At 69.2% G+C, this 13,118-nt stretch carries 9 protein-coding genes; 3 read left to right on the top strand and 6 right to left on the bottom strand.

Features of this window, described 5'->3' with window-relative positions; all coding sequences use genetic code 11:
- Nucleotides 1–8: 8 nt before the first annotated feature.
- From HUW46_RS42740 to HUW46_RS42720, 5 genes are all read right to left on the bottom strand, one after another.
- Nucleotides 9–1,790: an ABC transporter substrate-binding protein gene (locus HUW46_RS42740; RefSeq protein ID WP_254125521.1), complete on the bottom strand. Its 1,782-nt coding sequence runs from the start codon at nucleotides 1,788–1,790 to the stop codon at nucleotides 9–11.
- Between the two features lie 355 nt (nucleotides 1,791–2,145).
- The gene (locus HUW46_RS42735) at nucleotides 2,146–2,760 is read right to left on the bottom strand and encodes a LysE family transporter (RefSeq protein ID WP_215544340.1); all 615 of its coding nucleotides are present in this window, start codon (nucleotides 2,758–2,760) and stop codon (nucleotides 2,146–2,148) included.
- A 51-nt stretch (nucleotides 2,761–2,811) separates the two neighbouring features.
- Complete coding sequence (locus HUW46_RS42730) at nucleotides 2,812–3,654, bottom strand: SDR family NAD(P)-dependent oxidoreductase (RefSeq protein ID WP_215544339.1); 843 nt, start codon at nucleotides 3,652–3,654, stop codon at nucleotides 2,812–2,814.
- Nucleotides 3,655–3,779: 125 nt separating this feature from the next.
- Nucleotides 3,780–4,562, bottom strand: a complete 783-nt coding sequence (locus HUW46_RS42725) for a helix-turn-helix domain-containing protein (protein ID WP_215544338.1) — start codon at nucleotides 4,560–4,562, stop codon at nucleotides 3,780–3,782.
- A 9-nt stretch (nucleotides 4,563–4,571) separates the two neighbouring features.
- The gene (locus tag HUW46_RS42720; RefSeq protein ID WP_215544337.1) at nucleotides 4,572–5,462 is read right to left on the bottom strand and encodes a class I SAM-dependent methyltransferase; all 891 of its coding nucleotides are present in this window, start codon (nucleotides 5,460–5,462) and stop codon (nucleotides 4,572–4,574) included.
- Nucleotides 5,463–5,654: 192 nt separating this feature from the next.
- On the opposite strand from HUW46_RS42720, the gene HUW46_RS42715 reads away from it, so the two are divergent.
- The 3 genes from HUW46_RS42715 (at nucleotide 5,655) to HUW46_RS42705 (ending at nucleotide 12,252) form a co-directional block, all read left to right on the top strand.
- Entirely contained in the window at nucleotides 5,655–6,482 is an 828-nt protein-coding gene (locus HUW46_RS42715) for a M55 family metallopeptidase (RefSeq protein ID WP_215544336.1), read from the top strand.
- On the top strand, nucleotides 6,475–7,806 hold the full coding sequence (locus HUW46_RS42710; RefSeq protein WP_442860889.1) for a M20/M25/M40 family metallo-hydrolase: 1,332 nt from the start codon (nucleotides 6,475–6,477) through the stop codon (nucleotides 7,804–7,806). The genes HUW46_RS42715 and HUW46_RS42710 overlap by 8 nt, the downstream gene beginning before the upstream one ends.
- Before the next feature lie 135 nt (nucleotides 7,807–7,941).
- Nucleotides 7,942–12,252 (top strand): GH92 family glycosyl hydrolase, encoded by a 4,311-nt coding sequence (locus HUW46_RS42705; protein WP_215544335.1) that lies wholly within the window; start codon nucleotides 7,942–7,944, stop codon nucleotides 12,250–12,252.
- Here HUW46_RS42705 and HUW46_RS42700 read toward each other — a convergent pair.
- Nucleotides 12,234–13,100: an alpha/beta fold hydrolase gene (locus HUW46_RS42700; RefSeq protein ID WP_215544334.1), complete on the bottom strand. Its 867-nt coding sequence runs from the start codon at nucleotides 13,098–13,100 to the stop codon at nucleotides 12,234–12,236. The two genes, HUW46_RS42705 and HUW46_RS42700, sit on opposite strands and share 19 nt — an antisense overlap.
- Nucleotides 13,101–13,118 lie beyond the last annotated feature (18 nt).

The raw sequence follows: 13,118 nt of genomic DNA, 5'->3' as shown, positions 1-13,118 counted from the left end.
GTCCGTGGCTATTCGCGGTCGTCGACGGACTTGCCGCGCTTGGCGAGGAAGGTGCCACCGCCGACGAGCACCACGAGCACGACGACGCCGATCCCGATCCACAGCCCGGTGCTGCCGCCGCCGGAGCCGCCGGACGAGCCGACGGGTGTCGCGCCGTAGAAGCCCCAGTACCCGGTCTGCTCCATGATCGGGCCGCTGGTGACCGGCTGCTTCACGAAGTTCGTGAACTTGTCGGACCGGTACGCCTCGAGCACGTTCTGGTAGGCGAGCACGAAACTGGGCGCCTGGTCGTAGTAGCGGGCCTGCGCCTGCCGGGTGTACTCGGACCGCTTCGCCTGGTCGGTTTCCGCCGCCTCCGCCTGGTACGCCTGGTCGAACTGCGGGTCGCAGAAGAACGAGGCCGTGCTGCCGCTGCCCGGCGTGGACGGCAGGTTGCCGCAGCTCTGCTTCGCCAGCGTGTAGTCGGGGTCCGGGTTGGTGTTGTAGCTCGACAGCGCGAGGTCGTAGTTGCCGGACGAGGTCTGCTCGTCGACCTCGGCGTCGGACACCAGCCGCTTCTCGAGGTTGATGCCGACCTGCTTGAGCCACCCGACGAGGTACTCCGACGTGCGCTGCGGGAAGTCTTCGCTGGAACGCGCGGTGAGGCGGAAGTTCAGCGGCTTGCCGTCCGGGGACGTGCGGGTCCCGTCGGCACCGCGCTGGTAACCCGCCGCGTCGAGCTGGCGGTTCGCGTCGGCGATGTCGAACTTGTACGCCTTCGCCGAATCGGGCTGGTAGTGGTACGCCGAGTACATCGACGGGATCAGGCCACCGGCCACTTCGCCGTACCCGCCGAGGACCTTGTCGACGAGTTCCTTGGGGTTGATCGCGGTCGCGATCGCCTTGCGCAGCCGGACGTCCTTGAGCGCGGGGTTGCCGTCACCGATGGGCTGGCGGGCGGCGTCCTGCGCGCCGGGGTTCATCAGCAGGTCGAGGTAGCGCCGGCCGGAAGCCTTGTTGGTGGCGATGTTCGACTGGCCCTGCAGCGCGTCGAACTGGGTCGGGGTGAGCCGGTTGACGAAGTCGACCTCGCCGTTCTTGAGCGCGCTCACCGCGGCCTCGGAATTCTTGTAGGCCACGAACTGCAGCTCGTCGAACTTGGGCTTGCCGCGCCAGTAGTCCGGGTTCGCCTTGAGCTTCACGACCTCGTTCGGCCGGTACTCGGTGATCAGGAACGGGCCGTCGCCGACGCCGACCACGGCCGGGGTGTCGGTCTTCGGGTCGGCCATGTCGGAGACGCCGGACCAGATGTGCTCCGGCACGATCGGCACGTCGAGCGCGGTCATGCTGGCGCGCGGCGCCTTCGTCTTGATGATCAGCGTGGAGTCGTCGGGCGCGGTCACGTCCACGAAGCCCTCGACGTAGTTGCCGTTCGCTTCCTGCGCCTTCTTGTCGGTCATGATCCGCTTGAAGGTGTACGCGGCGTCCTTCGCGGTCACCGGTTTCCCGTCGGACCACTTCATGCCGTCCCGGATGTGGAAGGTCCAGGTCAGCTTGTCCTCCGAGGTGCTCCACTTGTCGGAGACGCCTCCGGTCGGCGTAGCGTCCTCGGCCGAGGGCAGCGTGAGGAACTCGTAGTTCATCCGGCCGATCATCGAACTGGACGCGAAACCGGCGGTGAACGGGTTGAGGTGGTCGATCTCCTGCACGAGCGCCACGCGCAGCGTCTTGCCCTCCTGCTGCGCCTGCGCCGCCGGTACCGCGAACGGGCCCGCGACCACCAGCACCGCGCCGAGGAGCGCGGCGGTCACCCGGCCGGTTCTCCTGCTCAACAACACCACGACCACCTCAATCAGTGTTTTGGCCCCCGCCGCCGGGAAGTCCCGGCACGCGAAGGTCTGACCCCAAGGCGCAAAAGTAACCACATACGCGTGGAACCGCGCAATATATGTCTGCCCCGGTGAGTACCCGATCGTTGTCTCGCCGTTGTCTCGTGTCACACTTGGTCTAGACCGCGTAGCGACGTGTCACAAGGTGCTGCGCTCGCCACGCCCTCGAGGGCGGCACTGACCGCCCGATCGGCCGATTTTCCCGGCCCGTCCGTGCTGGTTCACCGATGCGCAATCGATACGTCACCGGCGTGTCGCGCCCCAGTCCACTGTGGAGTCACCCGAGCCCGGCGAACGCGATCGCGGCCAGGCACAGCAGCGCGGCGCCGCACAGGCCCTCGACCGCCCGGACCGCGAGCGGCGGCAGCGCGCGGTGCGCGAGCGCGATCGCACCCGCGCACACGAAACACCACGCCAGCGACGAAATCATGAAGCCGGCGAAGAACACCGCGAGCCCGGTGAACCCGGCGTCGCCGCCGAGCGCCCCGTTGACCGCGCTCGCCGTCCCCGACCAGTAGACGACGTTGAGCGGGTTGCCCAGCGACATGCCCGCCCCCGCGTACCAGGCGCTGCGTCCCGGCGCTGTTTCGCGGTCCGCGGCAGGTGCCGGACGGATCGCATCGCGCAGTCCGCGCACGCCGAGCCAGCAGAGCAGCAGGCACCCGCCGACGGTCAACGGCACGCGGAGCGCGGGCACCGCGAACAGGGCACCGATCCCCGCGAGCCCGAGCACGGCCCACGCCGCGTCGCCGACGAGCGAACCGACCTGGACGGCCAGCGCCGGGCGGAACCCGCCCCGCAGACCGCGGCGCAGCGACTCGGTGAAGACCGCGCCCGGCGCCGCGTTGAACAGCAGTCCCAAGCCCGCGGCCAGGAAGAACACTCCGATCATGTGCCGATCGTGCGCGCCGGCCCGCCCTGCCGTCTTGTCGGATGTTGACGGTCAGGCGAACGGCAGCCGCGTCGGGTTCTCCTCGTTGAGGATCTGGGCCGTCCGGTGCCGGATGTGCTCGGCGTGCGGCGGGTATTCCGGGCGGGTGAAGATGTGGAACCGCTGTTCGCGGATCGCCCGCAGGGTCTGCTCCCCGACCGATCGCGGGGACAGGCCCTGCCGGAAACTGTCGCGGGCCGCCTCCTTCGACCATCCGCCCGGTGCCGGTCCGGCATCGGCGAATCGCGCGGGCCGGTTGCGCTCGGAGTCGAAGATGTTCGAATCGACCACACCGGGGCAGAGCACCGAAATCCGCGGTTCGTATCCGCCGGCGACGAGTTCGAGGTGCACCGTTTCCGATAACGCGACGACCGCGGATTTCGTCACCCCGTACAACGAACCGCCGGTGATGAATCCGGCGAGCGAGGCCGTGTTGACGAGATGCGCTTCGCCGCCCTGCTCGATCATGATCGGCAGGAAGCTGCGGATGCCGTGCACCACGCCCATCAGGTTCACGCCGAGGATCCACGACCAGTCGTCGAGCGTGCTCGTCCAGCTCGGCCTGCTTCCGGTGTACACCCCGGCGTTGTTGCACACCACGTGCACCGCGCCGTACCTCCGCAGCGTGGCGTCGGCGAGCGCGGTGACCGCGTCGGTGTCGGACACGTCGGTCACGACCGCGTGCACGTCCGCACCGCCCGAGGCGAATTCAGCGGTGCTCGCGCGCAACGCGGGCTCTTCGACATCGCTCAACACCACGCGCATCCCGGCCGCGACGAAGGTTTCGGCCAGTCCCCTGCCGATTCCGCTCGCCGCGCCGGTGACGACCGCGACCTTGCCCTCGAAATCGTCCACTGTTCCTCCGCATCGAACCGGCCGTGCTGGCGAAGGAATCAGAATAGGAAGAAACCGGGCGAAAAAGATCCTCCCGCGAGCCGATGCGGTCCGGCCCCCGGCGCCGGTATTCTGAAAGTGCGGGACTAAATCCGGGTGGCCGCCCGGTACCGCCCCGGCGTGGTGGCGTAGGCGGCACGGAAGTGCTTGTGGAAATGCGCCTGGTCCGCGAATCCCAGTGCGTGCGCGACCTCGGCGACGGGCCGCCCTCCCCGCAGCATGCGCCTTCCCTCGGCGAGCCGCGCCTGCAGGTGCCACGCGTAGGGCGGCGATCCGGTCGCGCGGGTGAACGCGCGGATCAACGCCTCCCGGGAGAGCCCCGCCTCGGTCGCCAGGTCCCCGAGCCGGGGCGCCGAACTGAGATCCGCGCGCAACCGGTCCGCGACGGCGGCGATCCGCCGGTCCGCCGGGGCGTGCACCTTCGGTGGCGAGCCGCCCGTGGCGTCGAAGAGGGCCAGCACGAGCTTCGAAAGCGTTTCGGCGAGCAGGGTTTCGTCATCGGTGCGCCGCGCGGCGCGGAGCAGTGCGGCTCGGAGTGCCGGCGCGCGGACCACGGGTTTCGAGAATTCCGGGAGTGCTCCGCCAGTGAGTTCGCGGAGGCCGTCCGGGTGCAGGTACAGGCTGACGCACGACCAGTTCGCGCCATCGGAGGTCTCCGTGGTGCACGACTGCACCTGCCCGGGGTTGTAGACCGTGACGTCCTCGGTGCCCGCTTCGAAGGTGATCCGGTCGAGCCGCACCTTCTCCACGCCGGTGACGTTCACGCTCAGCACGTACTCGTCGTGGCTGTGGCGCGGAAACCCGCCCGACTCCGGCGAAAGGACCGCGAGCGACATCCCCGACAGGTCCCCGCCGCGCACCGCCCGCATCGGCACAGGCTACTGCGCCGCACGCCTGCCGATCACGTAGCGGCTGACCGCGAACATCCGGTCGAGTTCCTCGTCGAGGTTCCGGCCGTACCGGCGCGCGACGTCCGCCGCGCACTCGTCGACGATCTCCCAGCCCAGCGAGCGCAGCGTGTCCTTGGCGTCGGGGCGGGCGTCGTCGTGGATGAGCGAGCGGATGTCGACCCCCCACTGCGTGGCGACGTCGCCGACCTGTGCGTCGTCGAGCATCCTGGCCATGTCGATCGGCTGCTCGACCGAGAGCCAGCTGCCCGGTCCGGAGTACTTGTCGATCGTGTCGAGCAGGAGCTGCTCGGCCTCCGGCGGCAGGTACGGCAGCAGTCCTTCGGCGAGCCATGCCGTCGGCTCGTCCGGTACGAAACCCGCGTCCAGCAACGCAGCCGACCAGTTGTCCCGCAGGTCCACCGGAACCGTGCGGCGCGTGCCTCGCGCGGTGGCGCCCTGCTCGTCGAGGACCTCCTGCTTGAACTCCAGCACCTTCGGCTGGTCGACCTCGTAGATCGCGGTGCCCTGCGGCCAGTCCAGCCGGAACGCGCGCGAGTCGAGCCCGGCCGCGAGTATCACGGCCTGCCGCACGCCGTCGTCGGTCGCGCGGCGGAAGTAGTCGTCGAAGAACCGCGTGCGGACCGCCATGTACGCCGAGTTCAGCACCCACAGGCCCTCGTGATCGACGAGCGCGGCGGCTTCGGCGGGCGTGGTGGGCATCGGGTTCGGCGGTTTCGCCGCGCGCACGAACCGTGCGGCATAGGGATCGCTGACGAGCGGCTCTTCTCGATGAGTTTCGATCGCGCGCGCGGCCGCGACACCGAGTGCCGTGATGCCGACACTCGTCACGATGTCCCATTCCCCCGGTGTGCTCGTCATTCCGCCGCCTCCCTTGCCCCGATCGGGCCATTGCTGGAACTGGTCGTAGCTTGATCGGCACTCTTAGTTACAAGGTAGGGCAATAGTTGTATGTAGCAACTAGAAGTGCTGCATGCCACACACCAACCGCCCACCGGGGCACGGGCAGGGCGAAAACACCCGCACCCGCCCGCACCCAGTACGGTCGGCCCCATGCGGATCATGATCTCGGCCGACATGGAGGGCGCGACCGGAGTCACCTGGACCGACGACGTGGTGCCCGGTACCGAGCAGTGGCAGCGGTTCCGGCGGCTGTTCACCGGGGACGTGAACGCCACGATCGCGGGCCTGTTCGACGCCGGCGCCACCGACGTGCTGGTCAACGAGGCGCACTCGTCGCAGCGCAACCTCCTGCTGGAGGACCTCGACGCCCGTGCGCGCATGCTGACCGGCAGGCACAAGCCGCTGTCGATGATGCAGGGCATCGATTCCGGTGTGGACGGTGTGGTGTTCCTCGGCTACCACGCGGGTGCCGGGTTCGACGGGGTCCTTTCCCACACGTACCTGGAGAACCAGATCACCGGTGTGTGGCTCGACGACGTACCGGCGAGCGAGGGCAGGCTCAACGCGGGGCTCGCCGCGGAGTACGGCGTGCCGGTGCTCGTGGTGACCGGTGACGACAAGGCGTGCGAGGATGCGCGTGACTACGCCCCGGTCGCGGAAATGGTGGTGGTGAAGGAATGCGTGAGCCGCTACGCCGCCATCTGCCTGCCACCGGCGCGCACCGCGGAACTGCTGACCGGCGCCGCGACCGCGGGCATGCGGCGGGCGGGCAAGGTGGAACCGCGCCCCGCGTCGCACCGGATCGAGGTCGAGTTCGACGCGAGCCACCTCGCCCAGGCCACCGCGGTGATCCCGACCGTCGAGCAGATCGGGGTGCGAAGGGTCGGGTTCGACGCGCCCAACATGACCGAAGCGATGAAGGCGTTCAAGGTGGTCACCGCGATCGCCGGCGGCGCCGTACAGGGGAAATATGGCTGAGCAGGTACTGGCCGAGCAGCACGCCGTCGAGCTGTGTTCGGCGCTGATCCGGTTCGACACGACGAACCGGGGCCACGGCGACTCGGAAGGTGAGCGCGACGCGGCCGAGTACGTCGCGACGGTGCTCGCCGACGCGGGGGTCGAGGCGAAGATCATCGAGTCGGCGCCGGGGCGTGCGAACGTGATCGCGCGAGTGCCGGGCGAGGACCCGTCCCTGCCCGCGCTGCTCGTGCAGGGGCATCTCGACGTCGTCCCCGCGGACGCGGCCGACTGGTCGGTGCCGCCGTTCTCCGGGGAGATCCGCGACGGGTTCCTGTGGGGCAGGGGCGCGACCGACATGAAGGACTTCTGCGCGATGGTCCTCGCCATCGTCGCCGAGTTCTCCCGCACCGGCCGCAAACCGCGGCGCGATCTGGTGCTCGCGTTCGTCGCCGACGAGGAGGACAAGGGCGATTTCGGGGCGCATTGGCTCGTCACCGAACATCCCGAGCTGTTCGAGGACTGCGCGGTGGGGATCAGCGAGTCCGGCGGCTACTCGTACCACGTCCCCGCGGCGGACGGGTCGATGGTGCGGCTCTACCCGATCGGCACCGCCGAACGGGGCACCGCGCACCTGAAGCTGACCGCGCGCGGCCGCGCGGGCCACGGTTCGCGGCCCAACGACGAGAACGCGGTGTCCCGGCTCGTCGCCGCGGTCGACCGCCTCGCGAACCACCGCTGGCCCGTGCACCTCACGCCCGCCGTTCGCGCGTTCCTCGAACGGACCGGAGCGGCGCTCGGCGTCCCGGTCGACCTGTCCAGCGAGTCCACTGTGGACGCCACGGTGACCGCGCTCGGTGCCGCCGGTTCGCTCGTGCTGCCGACGGTCCGCAACAGCACCACGCCGACCGTGCTCGACGCGGGCTACAAGGTGAACGTCATCCCGACGGTCGCCACCGCGCAGATCGACACGCGCGTGCTGCCCGGCACCGAGGACGCGCTGCTCGCCGAGATCGACCGGCTGCTCGGTCCCGGTGTCGAGCGCGAGTTCGTGGCACACCAGGCACCCGTGCAGGCGCCGGTCGACTCGCCCTGGTTCGACGCGATGGCGTCCGCGCTGCGCGAAGAGGACGCCGACGCCGTCGTCGTGCCGTACTGCATGGGCGGCGGCACCGACGCGAAGGCCTTCACGAAGCTCGGCATCGAGTGCTACGGGTTCGCGCCGCTGTCGCTGCCGACGGGGTTCCCGTACCGCGCGATGGCGCACGGCGTCGACGAGCGGGTGCCGGTCGACGGCCTGCACTTCGGCACCAGGGTGCTGCGGCGGTTCATCGCCGACTGCTGAGGCGCGTTACGGGGTTGTCCGGTTTCGGTCAGGATCGGGCCCGTTTCTTGACATCGATGTCACACGCGGGTTTGGCTTCCGTGGCGCCGCGAAACGGTGCGGGAAACGCGGTCCCCTCGGCCCCTTGGAGCGACGATGCCCCGAAGCGCCCGGCCACCGGTCGGCAAGATCCTGTCCGTCGTTGTCAGTTCCGTGGTCCTCGCGGCGGGGATGACCGCCGCGCCCGCCGTGGCGGCGCCGGACGGCGGCAGCTTCTCGTCGTCGTTCGAATCCGGTGACCCGCAGCCGACCTGGTCGGACACCGTCGACACCGACCCGTCCGGGAAACCGCGAGCCTCGGGCGTCGACGGCACGAGCGGCACGACCATTCCCGGCGACGTCCGGAGCAAGATCACCGAATCGAGCGCCAGCAACGAAAACACCGAGGGCGGCGAGGTCGTCGCGAACCTCGTCGACGGCTCCACGGACACGAAGTGGCTGGCGAAGGCGCCCACCGGCTGGGCCCAGTTCGCCTTCGCCGAACCGGTTTCGCTCACGCACTACGCCCTGACCTCGGCCAACGACTTCGACAAGCGCGACCCGAAGGACTGGACGCTGCAGGGCTCTTCCGACGGCACCACGTGGACCGCACTGGACAAGCAGACCGGCCAGAACTTCGACAAGCGCTTCCAGACCAAGGAGTTCAAGCTCCCGAAGCCGGTCAGCTACCGGTACTACCGGCTCGACGTCACCGCGAACCACGGCGATCCGCTGCTGCAGCTGTCCGAACTGCTGCTGGCCAACGACGATCCGGCGCCGCCGCCGTTGCCGAACATGCGCACCTACACCGACAGCGGGCCCACCGCCGGGTACACGAACAAGCCGCGCGTGGGATTCACCGGCAAGCGCGCGTTCCACTACTCGGGCTCCCAGCCCGGTGGCGGGCACGGGTTCTCGTACAACAAGGTCTTCGACGTCGACCTCCCGGTCGCCGCGGACACCGAGCTGTCGTACAAGATCTTCCCCGAGTTCATGAAGGACGATCTCAAGTACCCGAGCACGAACGCCGCGATCGACCTCGCGTTCACCGACGGGACCTACCTGAGCGGGCTCAAGGCCACCGACCAGTACGGCTTCGGACTGTCGCCGCAGGGGCAGGGCGCCGGGAAAGCCTTGTACGCCAACCAGTGGAACCTGATCCGGTCCGGTATCGGCACGGTCGCCGCGGGTAAGACGATCGACCGGATCCTGCTCGGCTACGACAACCCGAACGGTCCCGGCTTCTTCCAGGGCTGGGTGGACGACGTCAAGATCGCGGCCGCCCCGCCCGCGGCACCGACCGCGCACCTGTCCGATCACGTGCGCACCACCCGCGGCACGCTGGCGAACAGCACCTTCTCGCGGGGCAACAACTTCCCGGCCACCGCGGTACCGCACGGGTTCAACTTCTGGACGCCGGTCACCGACGCGGGCTCGGCGAGCTGGCTCTACAACTACCATTCCGGCAACAACGCCGAGAACAAGCCGATGCTGCAGGCCTTCGGGCTCAGCCACGAACCGAGCCCGTGGATGGGCGACCGGCAGAGCTTCCAGGTGATGCCGTCGCTCGCCGCGGGGGTGCCCGACGCGAACCGCGCGGCGCGGCAGCTTTCCTTCTCCCACGACAACGAAATCGCGAAGGCGCACTACTACGGCGTCCAGTTCGACAACGGGATCAAGACCGAGATCGCGCCGTCCGATCACGCCGCGATGTTCCGGTTCACGTTCCCCGGTAAGGAAAAGAACCTCGTCTTCGACAACGTGAACAACCTGGGCGGCCTTACGCTCGACCAGGCCGCGGGCACGCTGTCCGGGTTCACCGACGCGAAGAGCGGGCTTTCCGCGGGCGCTGGGCGCATGTTCGTCTACGCGAGCTTCGACCGGAAACCGGTCAGCGGGGCCAAGTTGCCCGGCGAAGGCAGGGACAACGTCCGCGGGTACCTGAAGTTCGACGGTGCCGACGCGGTGACCATGCGGATCGCGACGTCACTGGTCAGCGTCGAGCAGGCGAAGAAGAACCTCGCGCTGGAAATCGCGCCGAACACCTCGTTCGACGCGGTTCGGGACGCGGCGCAGTCCGCTTGGGACAAGGCGCTCGGTGTGATCGAGGTCGAAGGCGCGACGCAGGACCAGCTCACCACGCTCTATTCGAACCTGTACCGGCTCTTCCTCTACCCGAACTCGGGTTCGGAGAACGTCGGCACCGACGCACAGCCGAAGTGGCGCTACGCCAGCCCGGTCTCGCCGAAGGCGGGCCAGGACACGCCGACGCAGACCGGGTCGAAACTCGTCGACGGCCAGATCTACGTCAACAACGGGTTCTGGGACACCTACCGCACCACCTGGCCCGCCTACTCGCTGCTGACGCCCGAGATGGCGGGGAAGATGGTCGACGGGTTCGTGCAGCAGTACCGCGACGGCGGGTGGATCGCGCGCTGGTCCTCCCCCGGCTACGCGAACCTGATGACCGGAACCAGCTCCGACGTGGCCTTCGCCGACGCCTACCTCAAGGGCGTCAAGGGTTTCGACGTGAAGTCCGCCTACGACGCGGCGGTGAAGAACGCGACGGTCACCCCGCCGAACCAGGACATCGGCCGCAAGGGGCTCGACACGTCGATCTTCAACGGCTACACCTCGACCGCCACCGGCGAGGGCATGTCGTGGGCGATCGAGGGCTACGTCAACGACTTCGGCATCGCGAACATGTCGAAGAAGCTCGCCGACGAAGCCGCTCCGAACGACCCGAAGAAGGCCGAGTACGCGGAAAACTACGAGTACTTCCGCAACCGGGCGCAGAACTACGTGAACCTGTTCGACCCGAGCGTCGGGTTCTTCCAGGGCAAGACGCCCGATGGCAAGTTCCGCCTGCCGCCTGGCCAGTACGACCCGCGGGTGTGGGGCGGCGACTACACCGAGACCGACGGCTGGAACATGGCGTTCACCGTGCCGCAGGACGGGCAGGGACTCGCGAATCTCTACGGCGGCAAGGACGGGCTGGCGAAGAAGCTCGACACGTTCTTCGCCACGCCCGAGACGGCGAACTTCCCCGGTTCCTACGGCGGCACGATCCACGAGATGCGCGAAGCGCGGGATGTGCGGATGGGCCAGTACGGCCATTCCAACCAGCCGTCGCACCACCTGCTCTACATGTACGACTACGCGGGTCAGCCCTCGAAGACCCAGGCGAAGGTCCGCGAAGCGCTCTCGCGGCTCTACGTCGGCAGCGAACTGGGCCAGGGTTACGCCGGCGACGAGGACAACGGCGAAATGTCCGCGTGGTACGTCTTCGGCGCGCTCGGGTTCTACCCGCTGCAGATGGGCAGTCCGGACTACGCGATTGGCTCGCCGTTGTTCAAGAAGGCGACCGTGCACCTGGGCGGTGGCAAGGACCTGGTGGTCAACGCGCCGAAGAACAGCGCGAAGAACGTGTACGTGCAGGGGCTGAAGGTCAACGGCAAGGCGTACTCCTCGACGTCGCTGCCGCACGACCTGATCGCCAAGGGCGGCACGCTCGACTTCGACCTCGGCGCCACGCCGTCGAACTGGGGCACCGGCGCCGCTGACGCGCCGAAGTCGCTGACCACGGGTGTCGCGGTGCCGACTCCGCTGCACGACCTCACCGGGCCGGGGAAAGGAACGGCGAGCAGCACCGACGGCACGGACGTGAACCCGGTCTTCGACAACACCTCCATGACCGAAGCCAAGTTCGCGAGCCCGAACCCCGGTGTCCAGTACCAGCTCGCTTCGTCCGCCGAGGCGGCGACGCACTACACGCTCACCTCGCCGAAGGGCGCCGGCGAGCCGAAGAGCTGGGTGCTCAAGGGGTCCTACGACGGCAAGAACTGGGCGGTCGCGGATCAGCGGACCGACCAGAGCTTCGCCTGGCGCCAGCAGACCAGGGCGTTCAAGGTCGCCAACCCGGCGCACTACGCCTACTACCGGCTGGAGGTCACCGCGGGCTCGGGCGGCCCGGTCGCGCTGAGCGAGTTCGAGCTGCTCGGCCAGCCGGACGCCACGTGCTCGAAAACGGTCACCGGCACCCAGAGCGGGCCGCTGACCGTCGGCAGCGGGACCGTGTGCCTGTCGGGTGCGACCGTGCGCGGCCCGGTGACCGTCGCCCGCGGTGCGAGCCTGGTCGCCACCGGTGGCACGATCACCGGCCCGGTGACCGCGAGCGGCGCGGATTCGGTGCTGCTGAACGGAACCGCGGTGTCCGGACCGGTCGCGATCACCGGTGCGGACCGGGTCTGGATCGAGCGCGCGAGCGTCACCGGCCCGGTGACCCTGACCGGGAACAAGGGCCCGCTGCTCACAGCCAGCGCGGTCCAGGGCCCGCTGGCGTGCGCCGGGAACCAGCCGCCACCGACCGATCACGGCCTGGACAACACTGTCCGCGGGCCGGTGGCCGGTCAGTGCCGTTCGATGTGAGCTAGCAGGCGGCGCAGGATCGCCTCCGCGTGCGTCCACAGCAGGGAGCCACCGGCATCCGGGACGAGGTGCCGGTGGGCCCCGCCGATGCGGGATGTGAGCCACTCGCCGTTGTCCGGCGAGTGGCTCACATCCCGTTCGCCGTACCAGATGTCCACCGGCGCGGTGATGGCGTCGAAGCGGAACGGCCAGCGGCTCATCGCGAGCAATGTGTCCCGCGCGTACCCCGCCGCCCCTTGCTGGAACGCCTCGGCGAGCGCCCGCCGGTACGTGGCCTCGAACGACGGATCGCGGTAGACGGCGAGGTCCACGTCCGGGCTGCCCGCGATCACCATGTCCCACATCGTCCCGGCATCGAACCCGGCGAACATCGCTTCGGCACCTGCTGGGTCTTCGCGTGCTTTCGTCACGATGTCGCGCAGCCCGGCGGGAATCCGGTCCGCGAACTCCGGTGCCGCGACCTCGTCGGCACAGGACACCAGCGCCAGCGCGGAAATGACGCCCTCCTCGGCGCAAGCCAGCGCGAACGGCCCGCCCTGCGAATTGCCCACCATCGCGGGCTTCCCGAGGTCCCGCTCCGCCGCGAACGCCCGGATGTCCGCGGCGAAGTCCGCGAAGGTGCGCCCTGGCGACGGTGTCGAAACGCCGAGACCAGGGCGGTCGAGGGAAATGAGCCGCACACCGAGCCCTTCGACGGCGCCGCATCCCAGCCACCTGCTCGTCGCCGCGCCTGGGCTCAGCAGCACCGGCACCCCGTCGCGCGGACCCCATTCGGCCCAGCCGAGCAGCCGCCCGTCGGGTAGTGCCGTCTCCCCCAGCCTCGCGGGCGGGGCGATGTCCACGGTCATGATCATCATCATGACCGG

It is taken from the genome of Amycolatopsis sp. CA-230715, assembly GCF_018736145.1.
In the GTDB taxonomy this organism is placed as follows: domain Bacteria; phylum Actinomycetota; class Actinomycetes; order Mycobacteriales; family Pseudonocardiaceae; genus Amycolatopsis.
This window is presented reverse-complemented; position numbering and strand designations above follow the sequence as displayed.

What these genes read in the sequence shown, in the direction of transcription:
- HUW46_RS42700 (WP_215544334.1), bottom strand. Translation starts at nt 13,100, where the DNA reads ATGACCGTGGACATCGCCCCGCCCGCGAGGCTGGGGGAGACGGCACTA.
- HUW46_RS42725 (WP_215544338.1), bottom strand. Translation starts at nt 4,562, where the DNA reads ATGCGGGCGGTGCGCGGCGGGGACCTGTCGGGGATGTCGCTCGCGGTC.
- HUW46_RS42720 (WP_215544337.1), bottom strand. Translation starts at nt 5,462, where the DNA reads ATGACGAGCACACCGGGGGAATGGGACATCGTGACGAGTGTCGGCATC.
- HUW46_RS42735 (WP_215544340.1), bottom strand. Translation starts at nt 2,760, where the DNA reads ATGATCGGAGTGTTCTTCCTGGCCGCGGGCTTGGGACTGCTGTTCAAC.
- HUW46_RS42705 (WP_215544335.1), top strand. Translation starts at nt 7,942, where the DNA reads ATGCCCCGAAGCGCCCGGCCACCGGTCGGCAAGATCCTGTCCGTCGTT.
- HUW46_RS42710 (WP_442860889.1), top strand. Translation starts at nt 6,475, where the DNA reads ATGGCTGAGCAGGTACTGGCCGAGCAGCACGCCGTCGAGCTGTGTTCG.
- HUW46_RS42715 (WP_215544336.1), top strand. Translation starts at nt 5,655, where the DNA reads ATGCGGATCATGATCTCGGCCGACATGGAGGGCGCGACCGGAGTCACC.